14 protein-coding genes are annotated in these 22,933 nt (G+C 73.3%); 10 read left to right on the forward strand and 4 right to left on the reverse strand.

The window, feature by feature from the left end; translation table 11 throughout:
* Positions 1-82: 82 nt before the first annotated feature.
* Entirely contained in the window at positions 83-1,261 is a 1,179-nt protein-coding gene (gene moeZ / locus SCA03_RS23405; protein WP_030883356.1) for an adenylyltransferase/sulfurtransferase MoeZ, read from the forward strand.
* 115 nt (positions 1,262-1,376) lie between these two features.
* Here the strand turns inward: moeZ and SCA03_RS23410 are convergent, their stop codons facing one another.
* Together SCA03_RS23410 and SCA03_RS23415 are read right to left on the reverse strand one after the other, a co-directional pair.
* Complete coding sequence (locus SCA03_RS23410) at positions 1,377-3,134, reverse strand: alpha/beta hydrolase (RefSeq protein WP_078873409.1); 1,758 nt, start codon at positions 3,132-3,134, stop codon at positions 1,377-1,379.
* A 150-nt stretch (positions 3,135-3,284) separates the two neighbouring features.
* The gene (locus SCA03_RS23415) at positions 3,285-6,062 is read right to left on the reverse strand and encodes a flippase-like domain-containing protein (RefSeq protein WP_030883351.1); all 2,778 of its coding nucleotides are present in this window, start codon (positions 6,060-6,062) and stop codon (positions 3,285-3,287) included.
* 182 nt (positions 6,063-6,244) lie between these two features.
* Between SCA03_RS23415 and SCA03_RS23420 the strand changes: the two genes are divergently transcribed.
* The 5 genes from SCA03_RS23420 to nudC all read left to right on the forward strand — a co-directional run bounded on the left by SCA03_RS23420 (position 6,245) and on the right by nudC (position 17,191).
* A complete protein-coding gene (locus tag SCA03_RS23420; RefSeq protein WP_086817966.1) occupies positions 6,245-6,643 on the forward strand; it encodes an MGMT family protein in 399 nt (132 codons plus the stop codon).
* A 156-nt stretch (positions 6,644-6,799) separates the two neighbouring features.
* Entirely contained in the window at positions 6,800-10,477 is a 3,678-nt protein-coding gene (locus tag SCA03_RS23425) for an ATP-dependent helicase (RefSeq protein ID WP_141275632.1), read from the forward strand.
* Positions 10,478-10,573: 96 nt separating this feature from the next.
* Complete coding sequence (locus SCA03_RS23430) at positions 10,574-14,530, forward strand: UvrD-helicase domain-containing protein (RefSeq protein WP_141275633.1); 3,957 nt, start codon at positions 10,574-10,576, stop codon at positions 14,528-14,530.
* 161 nt (positions 14,531-14,691) lie between these two features.
* Positions 14,692-16,107, forward strand: coding sequence for a dipeptidase (locus SCA03_RS23435; RefSeq protein WP_030892140.1), 1,416 nt, complete (start codon positions 14,692-14,694; stop codon positions 16,105-16,107).
* Between the two features lie 196 nt (positions 16,108-16,303).
* A complete protein-coding gene (gene nudC, locus SCA03_RS23440; RefSeq protein ID WP_141275635.1) occupies positions 16,304-17,191 on the forward strand; it encodes an NAD(+) diphosphatase in 888 nt (295 codons plus the stop codon).
* Positions 17,192-17,291: 100 nt separating this feature from the next.
* Here nudC and SCA03_RS23445 read toward each other — a convergent pair whose 3' ends face one another.
* Positions 17,292-17,534 (reverse strand): mycoredoxin, encoded by a 243-nt coding sequence (locus SCA03_RS23445; protein WP_030883338.1) that lies wholly within the window; start codon positions 17,532-17,534, stop codon positions 17,292-17,294.
* Positions 17,535-17,704: 170 nt separating this feature from the next.
* Here SCA03_RS23445 and SCA03_RS23450 point away from each other — a divergent pair, with 170 nt between their 5' ends.
* From SCA03_RS23450 to SCA03_RS23465, 4 genes are all read left to right on the forward strand, one after another.
* Positions 17,705-19,912: an ATP-dependent DNA helicase UvrD2 gene (locus SCA03_RS23450; RefSeq protein WP_170298097.1), complete on the forward strand. Its 2,208-nt coding sequence runs from the start codon at positions 17,705-17,707 to the stop codon at positions 19,910-19,912.
* 235 nt (positions 19,913-20,147) lie between these two features.
* Complete coding sequence (locus tag SCA03_RS35250) at positions 20,148-20,423, forward strand: hypothetical protein (protein WP_030883335.1); 276 nt, start codon at positions 20,148-20,150, stop codon at positions 20,421-20,423.
* 133 nt (positions 20,424-20,556) lie between these two features.
* Positions 20,557-20,925, forward strand: coding sequence for a WhiB family transcriptional regulator (locus tag SCA03_RS23460; RefSeq protein WP_051846606.1), 369 nt, complete (start codon positions 20,557-20,559; stop codon positions 20,923-20,925).
* Positions 20,922-21,278 (forward strand): putative WhiB-interacting protein, encoded by a 357-nt coding sequence (locus tag SCA03_RS23465; RefSeq protein ID WP_169729716.1) that lies wholly within the window; start codon positions 20,922-20,924, stop codon positions 21,276-21,278. Before SCA03_RS23460 ends, SCA03_RS23465 begins: the two co-directional genes overlap by 4 nt.
* Before the next feature lie 162 nt (positions 21,279-21,440).
* Here SCA03_RS23465 and SCA03_RS23470 read toward each other — a convergent pair whose 3' ends face one another.
* On the reverse strand, positions 21,441-22,886 hold the full coding sequence (locus SCA03_RS23470) for an ABC1 kinase family protein (protein WP_086818356.1): 1,446 nt from the start codon (positions 22,884-22,886) through the stop codon (positions 21,441-21,443).
* Positions 22,887-22,933 lie beyond the last annotated feature (47 nt).

Raw genomic sequence — 22,933 nt, forward strand, 5'->3', positions numbered from 1 at the left:
AGGCCGTGGCAGTGTTACGAGAGGAATACCGCCCTCGCGCGGGGCGGTCGTCCGGTACGTCCCACCGACCAACGGAGTCCCCGTGTCACTGCCACCCCTGGTCGAGCCAGCCGACGAGCTCACCGTCGACGAGGTCCGCAGGTACTCGCGCCACCTGATCATCCCGGATGTCGGGATGGCGGGGCAGAAGCGGCTGAAGAACGCAAAGGTGCTGTGTGTGGGCGCGGGCGGTCTCGGCTCGCCGGCGCTGATGTATCTCGCGGCCGCCGGTGTCGGGACGCTCGGCATCGTGGAGTTCGACGAGGTCGACGAGTCGAACCTCCAGCGGCAGGTCATCCACAGCCAGGCCGACATCGGGCGTCCCAAGTCCGAGTCGGCGAAGGAGACGGTGCTCGGGATCAACCCGCACACCACCGTCAACATCCACGAGGGCCGCCTGGACTCCTCGAACGTGATGGACATCTTCGCGGACTACGACCTCATCCTGGACGGCACGGACAACTTCGCCACCCGCTACCTGGTCAACGACGCGTGCGTGCTGCTGGGCAAGCCCTACGTGTGGGGCTCCATCTACCGCTTCGACGGCCAGGCGTCCGTCTTCTGGAGCGAGCACGGCCCCTGCTACCGCTGCCTGTACCCGGAGCCCCCGCCGCCCGGCATGGTGCCCAGCTGCGCCGAGGGCGGCGTCCTCGGTGTGCTGTGCGCCTCCGTCGGCTCGATCCAGGTCAACGAGGCCATCAAGCTGCTCGCCGGCATCGGCGACCCGCTCGTCGGCCGCCTGATGATCTACGACGCGCTGGAGATGACCTACCGCCAGGTCAAGGTCCGCAAGGACCCCGACTGCGCGGTGTGCGGCCCCAACGCGACGGTCACCGAACTGATCGACTACGAGGCGTTCTGCGGCGTCGTCTCCGACGAGGCCCAGGAGGCCGCGGCCGGTTCGACGATCACGCCCAAGCAGCTGAAGGAATGGCTGGACGACGGCGAGAACGTCGACATCATCGACGTGCGCGAGCAGAACGAGTACGAGATCGTCTCGATTCCCGGCGCCCGGCTGATCCCCAAGAACGAGTTCCTGATGGGCGACGCCCTCCAGAGCCTCCCGCAGGACAAGAAGATCGTCCTGCACTGCAAGACGGGCGCGCGCTCCGCCGAGGTGCTGGCCGTGCTGAAGAACGCCGGCTTCTCCGACGCGGTGCACGTCGGCGGCGGCGTCATCGGCTGGGTCAACCAGATCGAACCGGACAAGCCGGTCTACTGAGTTCCCGCCCCGCGGGGTGACACGGGCCCGTACGCACGCGTGTGCGTACGGGCCCGGCGCGTGCGCGCACCCCGTGCGTCCGCGGTGCCGCCCGCCCGCGTGCGCCGGGTGCCGGTCAGGTGCAGGACGTGCCGTCCCGGGGGACGTGGCCGCGCAGCAGATAGCCGTCGACCTTGGAGCGCACGCACTTGTTGCGGCTGTCGTAGGCGCCGTGCCCCTCGCCGCGGTGGGTCAGCTCCACCCCGACGCCCTCGCCGAGCCGCTCCTTCATCCGCCGGGTGCCGCCGTACGGGGTGGCCGGGTCGCCGGTCGTGCCCACCAGCAGGATCGGCGCCGAGCCGGTGGCGCGGACGTCCGTCGAGCTGCCGGAGCCCTGCACGGGCCAGCCGTGGCACTGCACCAGGCCCCAGGCCGACATCGGGCCGAACACCGGTGAGGCGTGCGTGAAGTCCGGAAGCATCGACTTGATGTCCCGCGCGGTGAAGTGCTGCCGGGTGTCCGCACAGCTGATGGCCGTGAGCGCGGACTGGAGCGTGCTGTAGCTGCCGTCCTGGTTGCGGCCGTTGAGGGCGTCGGCGAGCAGCAGCAGCGTGCTGCCGTTGCCGTCGGTCAGCGCCTCGTCCAGGCCCTGGGCGAGCAGCTGCCACGTCTCCTTGGAGTACAGGGCCTGCGAGATACCGCCCTCGGCGAGCGACTCGGTGAGCTTGCGCCCGCTGTCCGTCGGCATCGGCTCGGCGTCGAGGTCCGTGAGCAGATCCGTGATGCGGCGCCTGCCCTCGGCCGGGTCCTCACCGACCGGGCAGTTGCTCTGCGCCGTGCAGGTCTTGAGGAAGTTGTCCAGCGCCAGCTGGAACCCGCTGGTCTGGCTGAGCGAGCCCCGCTCCGGCGAAGCGGTCGGGTCGACGACGGCGTCGAACACGGCCCGGCCGACCTTCTGCGGATACAGATGTGCGTAGACGCCGCCCAGTTCGGTGCCGTAGGAGATGCCGAAGTAGTGCAGTTTCCGGTCGCCCAGCACCTGGCGCATCAGATCCATGTCCCGCGCCGTGTTCTCCGTCGTCAGATGCGGCAGCAGATCGCCCGACCGCTTCTGGCAGCCCTTCGCGAACGCCTCCTGGCGGGCGAAGAGCCGCTTCTCCTCGGCCGAGGTGTCCGGCGTGCCGTCCGCGGCGAAGTAGGCGTCCATCTGCTTGCCGCTCAGACACCGCACGCCCTCGCTGCGGCCGACGCCCCGCGGATCGAAACTGACCAGGTCGTAGCGCGACCGCAGCTTCTCGTAGTCCTTGGCGAAGGACGGCAGCGAACCGACGCCGGAGCCGCCCGGGCCGCCGAAGTTGAACAGCAGCGAACCGATGCGCTTCGCGCCCCCCTTGCGCTTCTTGGCGCGGATCGTCTCGATACCGATCGTCCGGCCCTTCGGCTTGCTGTAGTCGAGCGGCACCTTGATCTTGGCGCACTCCCAGCGGGTGCCGCCCGGCAGCGGCGAGGGAGCGTCGGTGTCCGAGCCCTGCGCGGCGTTCGGCGCGGGACACGGCGACCAGTCGGGCCGCTGCCGGGTCAGCGAGGCGGGCAGCGACGGCGCGGGCGGCGGGGAGCCCGTACGGGACGCCGGGGATGCCGAGGCCGAGGACGCCGACGGGCCCGCCGAGGACGCGCCGTCCGTGCTCCTCGACGACGACACCGGCGTCGACGACTCCCCGCCGTGCGGCCGGGCGCCCTGCCCGCCGTCGCCGCCCCCGTCACCGCAGCCGGCGCCCGCCGCCAGCGCCAGCACCGCGGCGAGCGCCGTGCCTATCCGGGCCGGCCGGGCGGAACCGGCACGGGCCGGACCGGCGGACGAGGGGGAACACCGGGCGGATCGGGCACTGCGCATGGGACGTCCTCCCGAGCGGGGCTGGGACGTTCATCGTGCGTTCGGCCGAGCACCGCGGCGCGCTGTGTGATGCGTACGGGTGGCGACCGGCCCGCACGGCGCGTGTCCGCCGCCGCCCGCCCGGCAGGTGCTGCTAGAGCCGCCCGCGGGCTACAGCGCGCCCTTGCGGGTGAGTTGGGTGAAGGTCAGCCAGCCGGGCAGCACCGGCAGCCACAGCGTCATCAGCCGGAACAGCAGCACCGCCGGAGTGGCGACCTCCTTCGGCACACCGAAGGCGATCAGCGCGGCGATCAGCGCCGCCTCCACCGCGCCCAGCCCGCCCGGTGTGGGCGCCGCCGAACCGAGCGCGTTGGCTGTGAGGAAGACGACGGCGAGATTCGCGTAGCTCGTCTCGTGCCCGAACGCACGGATGCACGAGTCCAGACACATCACGAACGCCAGCGTCAGCAGCAGCATCCCCAGCACGCCCGTCAGCAGCTTCTGCGGCCGCTGCACGACGTCCAGCATCCGCGGCACCACCCCCGCGAACAGCGAACGCACCCGCTCGGAGACGAAGCGGCGCAGCGCCGGCACCGCCGTCACGATCAGCACCAGCACGGCCGCCGTCAGCAGACCCGCGATCACCGCGCGGGACGGCGACAGCGTCGGCGTGTGCTCGGTGCCGGTGATGTAGCCGAACAGCAGCAGCAGCGTGATGTGGCTGCCGAGCCCGAACAGCTGCGAGGCGCCGACGCTCGCCACCGCGTGCCCCGGCCGCACCCCCGCCCGCTGGAGAAAACGGGCGTTGAGCGCGACCCCGCCGACCGCGGCCGGCGCCACCAGCTTCACGAACGAGCCCGCCACCTGCGCCTGCACCGTCCGCACGAACGGCACCTTCTCCGGGACGAAACCCAGCAGCTGCATCGAGGCGCACACATAGGTGAGCCCGGAGAACAGGACGGCGCCGCCGACCCACTTCCAGTCCGCGCCCGTCACCCGGTCCAGCGGAACCTGGCTCAGCTGTGTCAGCAGGAAGTACGCCGCCAGCGTGCCCGCGATGAAACTGACCAGGGTGCGCGGCCGGATCCGCTCCAGCCGGGCGGGCTCTATCGGCGCCTGCGGCCGGATCAGCAGCACCTGCTGACGGATCTGCGCCAGCAGGTCCTCCTCGCGGGCCTCCTCCAGCGCCTCGTCTATGGCCTTCTTCTCGGCGCTCTTCTGCGCCCGCAGCGACTTGCGGTGCGCCCGCGAACCCTCCCCCTGGAGCTCCTTCGCCTCCCGGGCGGCCCGCGCCTCCTTGGTCTCCTTCGCCTCCTTGTTGGCGCGGGACGCCTCGATGACGGCCTCCCGCTCCCGCTGCGCGCGCTCCTTGGCGAGCCGCCGCAGCGTCGTGCGCGTACTGCGGCTGAGCGCGATCGGCTGGAGCAGCGGCAGACTGTCCGCGATCGCGTCCGGGCCCAGCACCTCCACACCGGAGGCCACGGCCCGCTCGGCGCCCACCCGCAGCCCCAGCGTCGTCAGCAGCTGCGCGACATCCATCCGCAGCACCAGATCACCGGCCGCGATCTCGCCGCCGCGCAGATCCGTCAGATACACCGCGCCCGTCGGATCCACCAGCAGCGCGTCCCCGACCAGCCTCCGGTGCGCGATACGGCGCGACTGGAGCGCCTTGACCTGCCGCCACGTCGTACGCATCAGCTCATCGGTGATCGCGTCGTCGGGCAGCGCGTCCAGATTGCGGCCCCCGATGTGCTCGTAGACGAGCATCACCGCGTCCGGGCCCAGCTCCGAGGTGGCGATCAGCCGCGGCGCGTTGGCGCCCGCCGAGATCGCCGCATACGCCAGCAGCGCCTCCTGCTCCAGCGCCTGCCGCAGCGACTGGAGGCTGCGCCGCTGGGTGATGCCGCGCAGCGCGAGACGCCGCCACACGCGGTAGAAGAAGCCCTGCGCCTGCTGCTCGCGGTCCACGACCGTCACATCGAGCGACGGGCCGTCCTCCAGGGTGACGCGGTAGCGCCGGCCCCGGTCGTTGTGGTCGCGCCGGTCCGCCTCGCCCGGATCCTGCATCCGCAGCGCGCTGACCGGCTTGAAACCGACCCGGCGCAGCCCCGCCAGCAGCGTCTGCCCGGTGGGCCGCACATTGGGCGTGCCGACGGCGTACAGCGTGCCGTAGGCGATCGTCCAGCCGATGAGGATCGTGATGACGATGGAGAACGCCGTGGTGTAGCCGGGCACCAGCACCGCGAACGCGTTCAGCAGCAGCACGCACCACAGCACCACCCGCCAGCGGGGCCTGCGGGCCATGCCGACCGCCGTCATATAGGCGATGACCGGCGCCAGATAGCTGTGCACGGGCGTGGACGCGCCGTCCGGCGGGAGCGACTTGGTCAGCGCGCTGCGGATGGAGTCCGGCGCCGCCTGCGCCACCCACAGGTCCACCGCGAGCGAGGCGCCGTGCGCGAGTACCGCGGCCAGCACCCCGTCCGCGATGCGCAGCCCGTCCCGTTTGATCAGCCGTTCGATCGCGAAGGCCACCGGGACCAGCAGGACCGCGATGCTGGAGGCCAGCCCCGTCAGGCTGATCAGCAGATCCGGCGCCTCGGACGTGCCCTTGTTGATGTCCTCCTGGAGCCCCGCCGTGGTGCCGTGCGCATAGTTCGCGATGATCAGCACCAGGGCGATGCCGAGCACGCCCAGCACCAGCCGCAGCAGATCCGAGGGGCGGTGCACCCGCGCCGACAGCAGCGGCTCGTCGCTCTCGATCTCGATGCGGTCGGCCCCGGCCACGGTCTCCAGCGGATCCCCCGGCGCGAGCGTCCGCTCGTCCCGTCCGCTCCGCGGGTCCTTCCCGCCCTTCGGGGCAGGACCGCCGGCGGCAGGGGAGCCCGTGTTCGGCTGCTCGTCACCCTGCCGCTGTCCTGCTGTCGTCTCGTCCTGATCCCGTATCACGCGTCACCGCCCGGAAGATGGTGGCACGAGACGGCGGCGCCCGTGGGCACGAGGGGGCATTCCCCGGATACCGGGAAGATCACAGCGCGGACCGTCCGGCACGCCCCCGGCGGGGAGCCCGGACAGCCGCCGGCGCGGACAACTCGCCCTGCCTGTCGGCCCCGTGCGGCACCATGTGCGGCATGCGTGGTCACCCCAGCCCTGCGACACCGCCCGGCGAGGACGCCCCCTCGCCGGGCGTCGAGGGCGTTCCCGAGCTGCCCGATTTCGCCGAGCGCGTACTGGACGTCGCCGACCTCATTCCGCCCGGCCGGGTGATGACGTACGGGGACGTCGCCGAGTGGCTGGAGGAGGGCGGCCCCCGGCAGGTCGGCCGCGCCATGGCGCTGTACGGCGGCGCCGTCCCCTGGTGGCGCGTCGTCCGGGCCGACGGCGTGCTGCTGGCCGGGCAGGAACAGCAGGCCCTCGCGCACTACCACGCCGAGGGCACCCCGCTGCGTGAGCCCGGCCACTCCGCCCGCTCCGGGCACACCCCGCGTCTCGACATGCGCCGGGCGCGGTGGGACGGGACGGGCGGGTGAAACCGCGCGGCGGCTGCTCACACCTCCCAGCTTCCGCCATGCCGCACGGCCCCATGCACCCCGCAGCCCGTACGGAGTACAGCCCAGGCGCGCTGCGGCACGGGGAACCACCGGCGTAGCGTCTGCACCACCCCGCACAGACCTTCCCCCTAGGCGATGCACGTGAGTTCCTCCCTCTTTGCCGAAGCGCGACAGCGGCCCCGCGAGCCCGGCGCCTACCGGCTGGTGCGTGCCGCCGAAGGACCGGTCGATGTCCCTGCCTGTGACGCAGCGCAGCGGGCTGTGGTTGACCACACGGGCGGCCCGCTGCTCGTCCTGGCCGGACCGGGCACCGGCAAGACGACCACGCTCGTCGAATCCGTCGTCGCGCGCCTGCACGAAGGCGTCCCGCCCGAACGCGTTCTCGTCCTCACCTTCAGCCGCAAGGCCGCCGTCGACCTGCGCGACCGCACGGCCGCCCGGCTCGCCCGCCCGCCCCACGGCACCGCTCCGCCCGCCGCCCCGCAGGTGACGACCGTGCACTCCTGGTGCTACGCCCTCGTCCGCGCCCACCAGGACCGCGGCCTGTACACCGAGCCCGTGCGGCTGCTGACCGGGCCCGAGCAGGACCTGCACATCCGGGAACTGCTCGAAGGACAGCTCGCTCTGGCCGCGCACGGGCGCGCCGGGGTGCGCTGGCCCGACGAACTGCGCCAGTGCCTCACCACCCGCGGCTTCGCCGACGAGGTACGCGCCGTGCTGGCCCGCAGCCGCGAACTGGGCCTGGGCCCCGGCGCGCTCGGCGACTTCGCCCGGCGCGCCGGACGCCCCGACTGGGCCGCCGCCGCCCAGTTCCTCGCCGAATACCTCGACGTCCTCGACGCACAGGGCGTCCTCGACTACGCCGAGCTGGTGCACCGCGCCGTCCTCCTCGCCGAGAGCGACGACGTCGGCGCCTGGCTGGACGACGCCTACGACGCCGTCTACATCGACGAGTACCAGGACACCGACCCCGCCCAGGTGCGCCTGCTGCACACCCTGGCCCGCGGCGGGGCGCGCACCCTCGTCGCCTTCGGCGACCCCGACCAGTCCGTCTACGCCTTCCGCGGCGCCGACGTGAACGGCATCCTCGGCTTCCCCGACGCCTTCCGCACCCGCTCGGGCGCCCCCGCGCCGGTACGGGTGCTGCGCACGGCCCGGCGCAGCGGCGCCCGTCTGCTGGCCGCCACCCGCGAACTCACCGCCCGGATGCCGCTGGGCCGGCTGCCCTCCGACGCCGTGCGCGCACACCGCGCGCCGGTACCGCAGCGCGACGGCGGCACCGTCGAGGTCCGCACCTTCCCCACGGCGGGCGCCGAGCTGGACAACATCGCCGATGTGCTGCGCCGCGCCCACCTGGAGGACGGCGTGCCCTGGCAGGAGATGGCCGTACTCGTCCGGGCCGGCGGCCGCTCCCTGCCGGTGGTGCGGCGGGCCCTGACCTCGGCGGGCGTCCCCGTCGACGTGGACGGCGACGACGTCCCGCTGCGGCACGAGCCGGCCGTCGCCCCCCTGCTGACCGCGCTGCGCATCGCCGCGGAGGGCGCCCTGGGCGGCGCCCCCGGCGGCCGCGGTGGCCCCGACGACCGCGGTGGCCCCGACGACCGCGGCGGCGACCCGGTGGGCGGCGGCTCGGCAGCCGATGGCTTCGCGGACGGCGGCACCCCGGACGGCAGCCCGGTGGACGGCGGTCCGGCCGACGCCGGGGCCGCAGGTGGTGGGACGCGGTCCGGGGCGGTGCTGGACACCGAGCGGGCGCTGTCCCTGCTCACCTCGCCCCTCGGCGGTATGGACACCAGCGATCTGCGCCGGCTGGGCCGCTCCCTGCGCGAGGAGGAACGCGCCGCCGGTGCGGCCGTGCCCCGCCCCTCCGACGAGCTGATCGCCGAGGCGCTCGCAGAGCCCGAACGGCTCGTCGCGCACACCCCCAAGCCGGGAACCCCCGGCGCCGGCTCCCTGCACGGCGCGCAACGGCTGGGCCTGCTCCTGCGCAAGACCCGGGAACTCCTGGCGGACGGCGGCACCGCCGAGGAGGCCCTGTGGGCGCTGTGGGACGGCACGCCCTGGCCGCAGCGGCTGGAGCGGGCCGCCCGCCGCGGCGGCCCCGCCGGCCGGAACGCCGACCGTGATCTCGACGCCGTGTGCAGCCTGTTCGCCGCCGCCGCCCGCGCCGAGGAACGCACCGGCGGCCGGGGAGTCCTCAACTTCCTGGAGGAGCTCCAGGCGCAGGACATCGCCGCCGACACCCTCGCGGCACGCGCCGTACGCCCCGACGCCGTGCGGCTGATGACGGCGCACCGCGCCAAGGGCCTCCAGTGGCGGCTCGTCGTCGTCTCCGGCGTCCAGGAAGGCGTATGGCCCGACCTGCGCCGCCGCGGTTCCCTGCTGGAGGCCGACCGGATCGGCCGCGACGGCATCGCCGAGCCGCTCAGCCCGGGCGCCCTGCTCGCCGAGGAGCGCAGGCTCTTCTACGTCGCGGTCACCCGCGCCGCCGAGCGGCTCGTGGTGACCGCGGTCCGCGCCCCGGCGGAGGACGGCGACCAGCCCTCGCGCTTCCTGTCGGAACTCGGCGTCGAACCGCAGCACATCAGCAGCAGGCCACGGCGCCCGCTGTCGGTGCCCGCGCTGGTCGCCGAGCTGCGCGCCACCACCGTCGACCCGGACGCCTCACCGGCCCTGCGGGACGCCGCGGCCCGGCGGCTCGCACGTCTGGCCGCCGAGCGCGACGACGAGGGCGTCCCGCTGGTGCCGGCCGCGCACCCCGCCCGGTGGTGGGGCCTGCACGAGCCGACCCGCAGCGAGGTGCCGCTGCGGGACGCGGGGGAGCCGGTCGCCCTGTCCGGCAGCGCCCTCGACCAGCTCACCAACGTGTGTGCGCTCCAGTGGTTCCTCGGCCGCGAGGTCAAGGCCGACGAGCCGGCGACGGCCGCGCAGGGCTTCGGGAACGTGGTGCACGTGCTGGCCGACGAGGTCGCCTCCGGCCGGACCCCCGCCGATCTGTCCGTCCTGCTGGAGCGGCTGGAGACGGTCTGGGACGGGCTCGCCTTCGACGCCCCGTTCAAGTCCCGGCAGGAGAAGGAGAACGCCCGCGCCGCGCTGGAACGCTTTCTGCGCTGGCATGTGAGCGAGCGCGGCACCGGCCGGGAACCCGTCGGCAGCGAACACCCCTTCGACGTGACGCTGGAGGCCGGCGGCCACACCATCCGTATCCGCGGCAGCATGGACCGCGTCGAGCGGGACGCGCAGGGCCGCGCCTACGTCGTCGACTTCAAGACCGGGCGTACCCGCCCCACCGGCGCCGAGGTCGCCCACCATCCGCAGCTCGCCGTCTACCAGCTGGCCGTCCGGGAGGGCGCCGCCGACCCGCTGTTCGACGGGGAACGCCCGCAGCCCGGCGGGGCCGAACTCGTACACCTGCGGCTCGGCGCGTCCCGCCGGGACGGCGGCGAGACGCTGCCCGTCGTCCAGCGCCAGGACCCGCCGCCCGGCCCGGACGGCGACGGCGACAGCGGCGGCAAAGACAGCAGTGGCAGTGGCAGCGACGGCAGTGGCAGCGGCGGCAGCGACGGCGCAGGCACCGGCGCGGGCGGGGCCGACGGGGGCGCAGGCGACGCAGGCCACGCCGGCGACGCCGGCGGTGACGGCGGTGACGGCGGTGACGGCGGTGACGGCGACTGGGTGGGTGCCCTGCTGGCCACCGCCGCCGGCCGGGTCCTCGACGAGCGGTTCACGCCCGCACCCGGCAGGCACTGCACGCACTGCGCCTTCCGCTCGGCCTGCTCCGCCCGCCCCGAGGGCCGGCACATCGTCGAATGACCCGGGCCGCGCCGCCGCCCCGGGCGGTCTTCCGCGCGCGGGCGCCCATCCGGGACCCCGGCCGGGCTGTCGGCCGCGGGCGATACCGTCGGACGAGTGCCCGCCCACCTCACCGACCCCGAACAGCTCAACGAGCTGCTCGGCATCCCCTTCACCCCGGAGCAGACGGCGTGCATCACCGCACCGCCCGAACCCCAGGTGATCGTCGCCGGCGCGGGCTCCGGCAAGACGACGGTCATGGCGGCCCGCGTCGTCTGGCTCGTCGGCACCGGCCAGGTCGCCCCCGACCAGGTCCTCGGCCTCACCTTCACCAACAAGGCCGCCGGTGAACTCGCCGAACGCGTCCGCAAGGCCCTCGTCCGCGCCGGCGTCACCGACCCCGACCCGGCCGACCCCGACGACGCCCCCGGCGAACCCCGCATCTCCACCTACCACGCCTTCGCCGGCCGCCTGCTGACCGAGCACGGGCTGCGGCTCGGCATCGAACCCACCACCCAGCTCCTCGCCGACGCCACCCGCTACCAGCTCGCCGCCGGCGTCCTGCGCTCCGCCGAAGGCCCCTACGAGGCGCTCACCAGCTCCGTCAGCGCCCTCGTCGAGGACCTGCTCGCCCTCGACGCCGAACTGTCCGAACACCTCGTCGAGCCCGACGCGCTGCGCGCCCACACCGCCGCGCTCCTCGCCGAACTCCAGGACGCCCCGCTCACCAACGACACCCTCCGCCAGGTGCCCCGCGCCGCCCGGGCCCGCGCCGAACTCCTCGGACTCGTCGAGCGGTACCGCGCCCGCAAACGCGCCCACGAACGCATCGACTTCGGCGACCAGATCGCCCTCGCCGCCCGCCTCGCCCACATACCGGAGGTCGGCCGCAGCCTGCGCGCCCAGCACACCGTCGTCCTCCTCGACGAGTACCAGGACACCTCCGTGGCCCAGCGGGTACTGCTCGCCGGGCTGTTCGGCGGCGGCACCGGCCACGCCGTCACCGCCGTCGGCGACCCCTGCCAGGCCATCTACGGCTGGCGCGGCGCCTCCGTCGCCAACCTCGACGACTTCCCCCGCCACTTCCCGCACCGCGACGGCAGCCCCGCCCGCCGCCGCTCCCTCAGCGAGAACCGGCGCAGCGGCGGCCGGCTGCTCGCCCTCGCCAACGACCTGGCCCGGCCCCTGCGCGAACGGCACGCGGGCGTCGAAGCACTGCGCCCCGCGCCCGGCGCCGAAACCGACGGACGCGTCCGCGTCGCCCTGCTGCCCACCCGCGACGAGGAGACCCGCTGGCTCGCCGACAGCCTCGCCCACCTCGTGCACACCGGCACCCCGCCCGGCGAGATCGCCGTGCTGTGCCGCTCCGGCGGAGGCTTCGCCCACCTCCAGCAGGCCCTCGTGGAACGCGAACTGCCCGTCGAGGTCGTCGGCCTGTCCGGGCTGCTGCACCTCCCCGAGATCGCCGACCTCGTCGCCACCTGCGAAGTCCTCCAGGACCCCACGGCCAACGCCGCCCTCGTCCGGCTCCTGACCGGCCCCCGCTGGCGCATCGGCCACCGCGACCTCGCCCTCCTCGGCCGCCGCGCCGCCCGCCTGGCCGGCCGCGCCCGTCCCGGCGGCGACGACGACGCCGACGCGCGGCTCGCCGCCGCCGTCGAAGGCACCGACCCCGCCGAACAGCGCTCCCTCGCCGACGCGCTCGACACCTTCCTCGACCCCGACGGACCCGAGGACGGCCTCCCCTTCTCCGCCGAGGCCCGGGTCCGCTTCGCCCGCCTCGCCGCCGAACTCCGCGACCTGCGCCGCTCACTGGGCGACCCCCTCATGGACGTCCTGCACCGCGTCCTGGCCACCACCGGGCTGGAGGTCGAACTGGCCGCCTCCCCGCACGCCGTCGCCGCCCGCCGCCGCGAGACCCTCGACCGGTTCCTGGACATCGCCGCCGGCTTCGCCTCCCTCGACGGCGAGGCCACCCTCCTGGCCTTCCTCGGCTTCCTGCGCACCGCCGCCCAGTACGAGAAGGGCCTCGACAGCTCACTGCCCGGCGGCGAGGACACCATCAAGATCATGACCGCGCACAAGGCCAAGGGGCTGGAGTGGGACGTCGTCGCCGTCCCCGGCCTGGTCGCCAAGCAGTTCCCCAGCGAACAGGCCCGCGAGACCTGGCTCACCCGCCCGAAGGTCCTTCCGTACGCGCTGCGCGGCGACGCCGACACCCTCCCCGCGGCGCCCGAGTGGACCGCCAAGGGACTCAAGGCACACGAGAAGGCCCTGCGCGAACACCAGGCCACCGAGGAACTCCGCCTCGGCTACGTCACCTTCACCCGGCCCCGCAGCCTCCTGCTCGGCTCCGGCCACTGGTGGGGCCCCGCCCAGAAACGGCCCCGCGGCCCCTCCGCGTTCCTGGAAGCCCTGCGCGCCCACTGCGAGGCCGACCCCGCACACGGTGAGGTCGAATGCTGGGCCGATCCGCCCGAGGACGGCGCAACCAACCCCGCCCTGGACGCCCCCACCGCACACACCACCTGGCCCCTGCCCCTCGACCCGGACGCCCTCGCCCTCCGCCGCACCGCCGCCCGCCAGGTCCTCACCCACCTCGACCACCTCACCGGCCACACTCCCGACGGACCCCGCACGGCATCCGCCGTTCCCCACACCGCATCCGCCGTTCCCCGTGTTCCGCACATGGGGGTGCCCGGCCGGGGGGACGAGCCGCCGGAGCCGGAGCCGGAGCCTGACTCCGAGCCTGAGTTGTGGCCTGAGCTGGGGCCTGGGGCGGGGTCCGGGCCGGAGTCTGAGTTGTGGCCCGGGTCGGAGTCCGTGCCGGGGCCCGAGCTGGAGCCGGAGTCCGGGCCGGAGCTGTGGCCTGAATCTGAGCTGTGGCCTGAGCTGGAGTCGGAGCCACCCGCCGAGGAAGAGGTGCCGCCGGAGCCCGAGCCGGATCCGGAGCCCGGGCCGAACCTGGAGCCCGAACCGGCGCCGGGGCCGGACCAGGAGACCGGACCGGGGCCGGAGTCCTGGCGGAAGTCGGCACTTGAGCCGGGCACGCCCGCCGAGAAGGACGAGCGGGCCGACGCCGACGCCGACGCGGCGGCGGCCGACGCTGACACGAGTGCGAACGCACGTGCCACCGCCGGTGCCGGTGCCGTCGCCGGTGCTGACCCGAATGCCGTTGGCGACGCCGACATCGGCACCAGCACCGACACCGATTCCGCTACCGACACGGACACGGACACGGACACCGACACCGACGCCCCGCCCCAGCCGGGCGCATCACCCGCCGGGAGGGGCCCGGCCCCCGCCGGTGACGCCCCGGCCCCCGCCGGGATCCCCGCGCCCGCGGACCCCCTCACCCCCGAGGAGGCCCGCACCGTCGCCGCCTGGGACCGGGACCTGGACGCCCTCACCGGCGAACTGCGTCGCTCCCGCGCTGCCGTCCGCGACGTCCGGCTGCCGCGCTCGCTCAGCGCGACCCAGCTGCTGCGCCTGGCCGCCGACCCGGAGGGCTTCGCACGGGAGCTCGCCCGGCCCATGCCGCGCCCGCCGCGGCCGGCCGCCGCCCGCCGCGGCACCCGCTTCCACGCCTGGATCGAATCCCGCTTCGAGGAACTCACCCTGCCGATGCTCGGCCCGGACGAGCTGCCCGGCCTGGACGGCGAGGGCCCCGACGGCAGCGAACCGCCCCGGATCGAGGACGAGCGGGACCTCGCCGCCCTCAAGGCCGCCTTCGAACGCACCCCGTACGCCCACCGCACCCCCTACCGCGTGGAGGCCCCCTTCCAGCTGCACCTCGCCGGCCGCATCGTCCGCGGCCGGATCGACGCCGTCTACCGGGACGTGGACGCCGACGGCGGTGTGACATTCGACATCGTCGACTGGAAGACGGGCCGCACCCGCGAGACCGACCCCCTCCAGCTCGCCGTCTACCGGCTGGCCTGGGCGGAGCAGACCGGCACGCCGCCCGACGCGGTCGGCGCGGCCTTCGTCCACATCCGCAGCGGCGAGGTGGAGCGCCCGGAAGCCCTCCCGGGCCGCGCCGAACTCGAACGCCTCCTCGACCCCGACGCCTGAGGCGGACCCGGCAGCCCCGTCCGGCCCTCCGGCGCCGCCGACCCGCGCCCCGCGCCGCCCGGCACCACCCCTCGCCACGCGTGACCGCACCACCGCCCCCGGTGACCACCCAGCGGGCCTCGGCTTCGAGGAACGGTGCTATCGCCCGATAGGCTCAAGGTATGCGCACCACTCCCGCCGCACCGGACAACGCCGTCCGGACATACATCGAAGCCCAGCGTTCCGCTTTCCTGTCCGACCTGTGCGACTGGCTGCGCATCCCCTCCGTCTCCGCCGACCCCGGCCACGCCGAGGACGTCCACCGCAGCGCCCGCTGGCTCGCCGACACGCTGCGCGAGACCGGCTTCCCCGTCGCCGAGATCTGGGAGACCGCCGGCGCCCCCGCCGTCTTCGCCGAATGGCCCTCCGGCGACCCGGACGCGCCCACCGTCCTCGTCTACGGGCACCACGACGTCCAGCCCGCCACCCTCGCCGACGGCTGGCACACCGACCCCTTCGAACCCGTCGAACGCGACGGACGCCTCCACGCCCGCGGCGCCGCCGACGACAAGGGCCAGGTCTTCTTCCACACCCTCGGCGTCCGCGCCCACCTGGCCGCCACCGGCCGCACCGCGCCCGCCGTCAACCTCAAGCTGCTCATCGAAGGCGAGGAGGAGTCCGGCTCACCGCACTTCCCCGCCCTCCTCGCCCAGCGCGCCTCCCGGCTCGGCTGCGACGCCGTGATCGTCTCCGACACCGGCATGTGGGCCCCGGACACCCCCACCGTCTGCACCGGCATGCGCGGCCTCACCGACTGCCAGATCGACCTGTACGGGCCCGACCAGGACATCCACTCCGGCTCCTTCGGCGGCGCCGTGCCCAACCCCGCCACCGAAGCCGCCCGCCTCGCCGCCGCCCTCCACGACGACGACCGCCGCGTCACCCTGCCCGGCTTCTACGACGGCATCGTCGAACTCACCGACGAGGAACGCGCCCTCTTCGCCGAACTCCCCTTCGACGAAGCCGACTGGCTGCACACCGCCCACTCCCACGCCACCCTCGGCGAGAGCGGCCACACCACGCTCGAACGCCTCTGGGCCCGCCCCACCGCCGAGATCAACGGCATCAGCGGCGGCTACCAGGGCCCCGGCGGCAAGACCATCGTCCCGGCCAAAGCCCAGCTCAAGCTCTCCTTCCGGCTCGTCGCCGGACAGGACGCCGAAAAGATCCAGCACAGCCTGCGCGACTGGGTCGCCGAACGGCTCCCCGCCGGCATCCGCCACGAGATCACCTTCTGGGGCGCCACCCGCCCCTGCCTCACCCCGCTCGGCCACCCCGCACTCCGGTCCCTCACCCGCGCCATGGGCCGCGCCTTCGGACAGCCCGTCCGCTACACCCGCGAAGGCGGCTCAGGACCCGCCGCCGACCTCCAGGACGTCCTCGACGTGCCCGTGCTCTTCCTCGGCATCTCCGTCCCCTCCGACGGCTGGCACGCCCCCAACGAGAAGGTCGAACTCGACCTCCTCCTCAAAGGCGTCGAAACCAGCGCCTACCTGTGGGACGACCTCGCCGCACACTGGCACCCGCGCACGGCCTGACGGCCCCAGCGGCCCCCGCACCCGCCACCCCCACCCGGCACGGCCGGGAGAACTCCGACAGCAGGAGGAGTAGGAAGCCCCAGTGACACCCGACCACCGTCCCTCATCGGCGGCGCAGCGCCCCGGCACCCCCCAGCCGGAGCGCACCGGCGCCGCCGCATCCGGCCGGACCCTCGCCCTCACCTCCACCGGAGGCATCGACCGCGCCTCCCACCACCGCATGGACGAGGCCTGGCTCGCCGCCGCCTGGAGCCACCCCACCACCCGCGTCTTCGTGGTCTCCGGCGGCCAGGCCCTCATCGAGGACAAGGAGGACGGCACCACCGAACTCGTCACCATGCCGTCCTTCGACGCGCCCTTCACCGAGGCCCACCGCTACTTCCTGGGCATCGACGAGGACGGCGTGCGCTACTTCGCCCTCCAGAAGGACACCCTCCCCGGCCGCCTCGACGACATCGCACGGCCCGCCGGACTCCGCGAAGCAGGCGTCCTGCTCTCCGAACGCGACAGCGAACTGATGGTGCACGCCATCGGCCTGGAGAACTGGCAGCGCACCCACCGCTTCTGCTCCCGCTGCGGCGAACGCACCGTCATCGCCGCCGCCGGCCACGTCCGCCGCTGCCCCGCCTGCGGCGCCGAGCACTACCCGCGCACCGACCCCGCCGTGATCATGCTCGTCACCGACGACCAGGACCGCGCCCTGCTCGGCCGCCAGGTGCACTGGCCCGAAGGCCGCTTCTCCACCCTCGCCGGCTTCGTCGAGCCCGGCGAGAGCATCGAGGCCGCCGTCGTCCGCGAGGTCGGGGAGGAGTCCGGCGTACGCGTCGGCTCCGTCGAATACGTCGCCAGCCAGCCCTGGCCCTTCCCCTCCAGCCTCATGCTCGGCTTCATGGCCCGCGCCACCTCCCCGGACATCCAGGTCGACGGCGACGAGATCGAAGAGGCCCGCTGGTTCTCCCGCGAGGACCTGCGCGCCGCCATAGAGGCCGGCGAGGTGCTGCCACCCGCCGGCATCTCCATCGCCGCCCGCCTCGTCGAACGCTGGTACGGCGCCCCCCTGCCACGGCCCCGCCACACCCCCTGACCGGGGCCCGGCAGCGCCCGCACCCGGACCCGCACAGAAAAAGGCGGGGCGCCGCAGCCACCGCTGCGACACCCCGCCCCGGGCCGCGCCGCGGCACCACTCAGGCGCCGATCTTCTCCTTGACCTGCGCCAGCGAAGGGTTCGTCAACGTCGACCCGTCCGGGAACAGCACGGTCGGCACCGTCTGGTTGCCGTCGTTCGCCTTCTCGACGAACGCCGCCGACTCCGGGTCGTGCTCGATGTTGACCTCGGTGTACGCGATGCCCTCCCGCTCCATCTGGCCCTTGAGCCGTCGGCAGTAGCCACACCACGTGGTGCTGTACATCGTCACAGTGCCGGCCATCGGTTCAGCGCTCCTTCGTCTCGATCGGTGCACCCCCTCAACGCGCGGCCGGCCCCCACCATTCCCGGCCCCACACCACCATCCACACCCCACCCGTATTCGTACGACAAACCCCTCACGGCTGTGGACGACCCGCTCGGCCCGCCCACCGGACCTGGCAGCATGGCGGGGTGACACCAGCAACGGACTCCACCCTCTTCCCACAGGTCCCCGACACCCCCGACGCCGTGCTCGAAGGTCTCGACCCCGAGCAGCGCGAGGTGGCCACGGCCCTGCACGGACCGGTGTGCGTCCTCGCCGGCGCGGGAACAGGCAAAACCCGCGCCATCACCCACCGCATCGCCTACGGAGTCCGGGCCGGCATCCTCCAGCCGGCCAGCGTCCTGGCCGTCACCTTCACCCAGCGCGCCGCCGGCGAAATGCGCGGCCGCCTGCGCCAGCTCGGAGCCACCGGCGTCCAGGCCCGCACCTTCCACTCCGCCGCACTCCGCCAACTCCAGTTCTTCTGGCCCCGCGCCATCGGCGGCGAACTCCCCCCGCTCCTCGAATCCAAGGCCCCCTTCGTCGCCGAAGCCGCCGCACGCTGCCGCCTCCGGCTCGACCGCGGCGAACTGCGCGACGCCACAGCCGAGATCGAATGGGCCAAGGTCACCCGCACCGTCCCCGACGACTACCCGGCAGCCATCGCCGCCGCCGCCCGCGAAGCCCCCCGCGACCCCGCCGAGATCGCCCGCCTCTACACCCTCTACGAACAACTCAAACGCGAACGCTCGGTGATCGACTTCGAGGACGTCCTCCTCCTCACCGTCGGCGTCCTCCAGGACCGCCCCGACATCGCCGAAACCGTCCGCACCCAGTACCAGCACTTCGTCGTCGACGAATACCAGGACGTCAGCCCCCTCCAGCAACGCCTCCTCGAACTGTGGGTCGGCGACCGCGACAGCCTCTGCGTCGTCGGCGACGCCAGCCAGACCATCTACTCCTTCACCGGCGCCACCCCCGACCACCTCCTCGACTTCCGCACCCGCCACCCCGACGCCACCGTCGTCAAACTCGTCCGCGACTACCGCTCCACCCCCCAAGTCGTCCACCTCGCCAACTCCCTGCTCGGCCACGCCCGCGGCCGCGCCGCCGAACACCGCCTCGAACTCGTCTCCCAACGCGACACCGGCCCCGACCCCGTCTTCACCGAATACGCCGACGAACCCGCCGAAGCCGAAGGACTCGTCCGACGCATCCGCGCCCTGCTCGCCTCCGGCGTCCCCGCCGCCCAGATCGCCGTCCTCTACCGCGTCAACGCCCAGTCCGAGCTCTACGAACAAGCCCTCGCCGACGCCGGAATCCCCTGCCGGCTCCGCGGCGCCGAGCGCTTCTTCGAACGCCCCGAGGTCAAGGAAGCCGGCGTCGCCCTGCGCGGAGCCGCCCGCGCCGGCGCCAACGACGCCCTCCTCGACGACGCCGTCGACCTCCCCTCCCAGGTACGCGCCGTCCTCACCACCAAGGGCTGGACCCCCGAGCCGCCCCCCGGCGCCGGCGTCGCCCGCGACCGCTGGGAATCCCTGGCCGCACTCGTCCGCCTCGCCGGCGACTACGCCTCCGCACACCCCCGGGCCACCCTCGCCGACCTCGTCGCCGAACTCGACGAACGCGCCAAGGCCCAGCACGCCCCACCCGTCGAAGGCGTCACCCTCGCCTCCCTCCACGCCGCCAAGGGCCTGGAATGGGACGCCGTCTTCCTGACCGGCCTCACCGACGGCATGCTGCCCATCACCTACGCCAAGACCGACGAACAACTGGAGGAGGAACGCCGCCTCCTGTACGTCGGCATCACCCGCGCCCGCCGGCATCTGCACCTCTCCTGGGCCCTCGCCCGCTCCCCGGGCGGCCGCGGCAGCCGCCGGCCGAGCCGCTTCCTCCAGGGACTGCGCCCCGGCTCCACCGGCGCAGCGCCCCAGGCGCACGGAGGCACGGGCAGCGTGACCGGAGGCCGCCCGGCGCGCGGCGTCCCCCAGGCCCGCACCCCGGTGCGCCGCGCCCCCGCCCGCTGCCGCGTCTGCGGGCGCTCCCTCACCGACCCGGGCGAGATCAAGCTCATGCGCTGCGAGGACTGCCCCTCCCAACTGGACGAGGCGCTCTACGAGCGGCTGCACGAGTGGCGAGCGCAACAGGCCGCCCTCCTCGGACAGCCCGACTACTGTGTGTTCACCGACCGGACACTTCTCGCCATCGCGGAGAACGTCCCCGGCGACGAGGCCGAACTCTCCCGCATCGCCGGCGTGCGAGCACGCAAACTCCAACAATTCGGGGCGGATGTCCTGGCGTTGTGCGCCGGGAAGGAGCTCCCCGAGCCGGCGGAAGAGGACCCCGCCGCTTCCTAGCCCGGTGACCCTGCGCACGCGCGTCGTCGCGGTGGCCAACGGCCAACACCCCTGTCACAGAAGCTGTGACACAAAGCCGCGAAAAATAGTTTGCGCCCGCTGTCGAGAGCCCCATAGCCTTCCGGGCATGGAAGGGGGCGGCCCTTTTGGCTCCGCCCGTTCCATGCTGTACTGAGACCTGAACATACGGACCGGTTCATCCCGGTCCCCGAGACGCCGAGAGGAGGCGAGCCCCATGAGCACGATCAACACCACGATCAAAATGACCGATCGCTCGGTCGTTCCCGCCTGCCTGCTCGCCTCCCCCCTCCACGGCACCGGTCTGTCCGGCGTCGTTCTCGGCGGCAACGAGCGACCGACCAAGGCACCCGAGGTAGCAGCTGCACAGGCACAGGCACCCGCCTTTGCCTTCACCGCCGCGGCCGACGGTGCCGGCGAGGGACGCCAGAAGACGCAGCGCTACACGATGTGGGCCTTCCGTGGGCTCAAACCCTGGAGAGATCCAGCCTGATCGGCGAGATCAGGTCGGCACCTTCCAGGGCCGCGGAACCCACACCGGGATCCGCGGCCCTTCTGTTTGCCCCGACCGGCCACCAGCCGGACCGACAAGACAACAGATACCGACAGACAAGGAAGAACCGACAGTGCACACCGAGACGCAGCCGCACACGTCGCGCACCGCGCCTTCACTGCCGCCTGATCCCACCACGGAGGACTCCTTGACCGCCCCGCAGCTCACCCTCACCGAACTCGACGACGCCATCGAGCGTCTCGGCGTCGACGTACCCTGCCGCTCCTACGACCCCGAGGTCTTCTTCGCCGAATCCCCGGCAGACGTCGAATACGCCAAATCGCTCTGCCAGACCTGCCCCCTGCGCGAAGCCTGCCTCGCCGGAGCCAAGGACCGCCGGGAGCCCTGGGGCGTCTGGGGCGGCGAACTGTTCGTCCAGGGCGTCGTCGTACCGCGCAAGCGCCCCCGTGGACGTCCCCGCAAGAACCCGGTGACGGCATGAGAACCCGCAGCACCGGATCGGCAGCCCGCCGCCCGGCGGCAGGCACGATCGACCGGCCGTCGGCGCTCGACCCGCGAAGGCGCCACCTCACGAAGCAGGACCCGACCATGACGCCCACCCACGACACCACTGTCCACACCCACAACGACGCGACCGCCGTCCGTCAGAACAGGACCCGCGACATGCAACTCATGCCAGAAAGCCTGGCACGAGCGCAGATACAGAACAGGCTGACCGAAGCCGAATCCCAACGAAGGGCACTGCACGTCCTGTCCGCCCGGCGACTCCAACGCCGAGCCGAACGCGCCACCCTACGAGCACGGCGCGCACTGGCCATGGCCGTCATGCAGTGAACCCAAGAAGAGCCGGAGCAACGCTTGCTCCGGCTCTTCGCCGTGTGGGGGAGACGATGGGAGGGGGCGGGAGGGGGTGGGGGAGCGGTGTTTGCTTTTCTTCTTCCCCCCGGGGGCCTCCCCCCACCCCCACCCGTCCCCACCCCCATTACCATCGGCCAGTCAGGCCGAGGTTTCCTGCCTGGCGGGCTCGGTGGCCGCGTCCGGGCAGGGTGTTTTTCGCTTGTCGGTCGTCACCGTGGTCTTCCGTGCGCAGGCGTCCTCGTCCTCCTCCGGTCCCGTGGCGAAGCCGGGGACCCAGGTCTCCATTTCTTCCCGCATCCGCACGGTTGCTCCCAGCTGGCAGAGCACTCCGATGGTGCTGAGTGTCACCCGGTGGATCAGCAGGTAGGCCGGCGGAAGGTTGAGCTGCCGGCCCAACTGGTGAGCGGGTGAACGGGGGTCGGCTATGCGGCCGGCCTGTGTGCGCATCCATTCCCGGCTGAAGGTGAACTCGTCGACGGAGGCGGGTTCGATGATCGGCAGCAGGTAGTCGCGTACGGCGTCGGGGTCGAGGTCGATGTTCTCCTTGATGAAGTCTTCTTCGCGGAGGAGCGCGTAGGCGCTGTCGGCTTCTCCGTCGAGCATGTTGCGGAGCACGGTGCCTATGGTCGGTGGCAGGCCCTCGGGCAGCCGGTCGACGGTGCCGAAGTCCATGACGCCCAGCTGCCAGCCGGCGGGGTCTGTTTCGTCGTCGGGGACGAGGCGGAAGTTGCCCGGGTGCGGGTCGGCGTGTAGCAGGCCGGTGCGGGCGGTGCCGGAGAAGAGGAAGCGGGCGAGGAGTTGGCCTGCGCGGTGGCGTTCGGCGGGTGTTCCGTCGCTGATCACCTCTGAGAGGGGGCGTCCGGGGAGCCATTCGGTGATGAGGATGTTGTCGACGTGGTGGACCACGGCGGGTATGAGCACGTCGGGATCGCCGGCGAATTCCTCGGCGTAGGTGTGCTGGGCTTCGGCCTCCAGGGCGTAGTCGAGTTCCTCGGTGACGCGTTCGCGTAGTTCGGTCAGGAGCGGTTTGATGTCCATGCCGGGGATGAGCGGCCCCAGCAGGCGGGCGAAGCGGCCGAGTTGGGTGAGGTCGGAGATGAGGGCGTCTCCCGCGCCGGGGTATTGGACCTTCACGGCGACGGTCCGTCCGTCGTGCCAGACGGCGCGGTGCACCTGGCCGATGGAGGCGGCGGCTGCGGGATGGTCGTCGAAGGTGTCGAAGAGGGTGTGCCAGTCCGCACCGAGGCCGTCGCGGAGCACGGCGTGCACTGTCGCGGCGGGCATCGGGGGCGCGGCTTCCTGGAGTTTGGTGAGTGTCGCCCGGTAGGGGCCGGCGACCTCGTCGGGGAGGGCGGATTCGAAGACGGACAGGGCCTGGCCGAACTTCATGGCGCCGCCTTTGAGTTCGCCGAGGATTTCGAAGAGCTGTTCGGCGGTGCGCTGCTGGAGTTCGTGGCCCACGAGGTCGGCGGAGTAGCCGCCGAGGCGCTTGCCCAGGCCCCAGGCGGAGCGGCCCGCGAAGCCGAGCGGGAGGGCGGCCAGCTTGGCCGTGCGGGCGACCGCCTTGCGGGGTAGGTCAGACATGCGTCCCTCCAACTCGCAGACTCTCCACCGGACACAGCACCGAGAAC

This window comes from Streptomyces cacaoi (assembly GCF_006539165.1).
GTDB lineage: Bacteria > Actinomycetota > Actinomycetes > Streptomycetales > Streptomycetaceae > Streptomyces > Streptomyces cacaoi.

Excerpts from the sequence above, each read along its gene's own strand:
- SCA03_RS23425 (WP_141275632.1), top strand. The coding sequence starts at position 6,800 with ATGCACGTGAGTTCCTCCCTCTTTGCCGAAGCGCGACAGCGGCCCCGC.
- SCA03_RS23410 (WP_078873409.1), bottom strand. The coding sequence starts at position 3,134 with ATGCGCAGTGCCCGATCCGCCCGGTGTTCCCCCTCGTCCGCCGGTCCG.
- SCA03_RS23435 (WP_030892140.1), top strand. The coding sequence starts at position 14,692 with ATGCGCACCACTCCCGCCGCACCGGACAACGCCGTCCGGACATACATC.
- SCA03_RS23445 (WP_030883338.1), bottom strand. The coding sequence starts at position 17,534 with ATGGCCGGCACTGTGACGATGTACAGCACCACGTGGTGTGGCTACTGC.
- SCA03_RS23465 (WP_169729716.1), top strand. The coding sequence starts at position 20,922 with ATGAGAACCCGCAGCACCGGATCGGCAGCCCGCCGCCCGGCGGCAGGC.
- SCA03_RS23470 (WP_086818356.1), bottom strand. The coding sequence starts at position 22,886 with ATGTCTGACCTACCCCGCAAGGCGGTCGCCCGCACGGCCAAGCTGGCC.
- SCA03_RS35250 (WP_030883335.1), top strand. The coding sequence starts at position 20,148 with ATGAGCACGATCAACACCACGATCAAAATGACCGATCGCTCGGTCGTT.
- SCA03_RS23420 (WP_086817966.1), top strand. The coding sequence starts at position 6,245 with ATGCGTGGTCACCCCAGCCCTGCGACACCGCCCGGCGAGGACGCCCCC.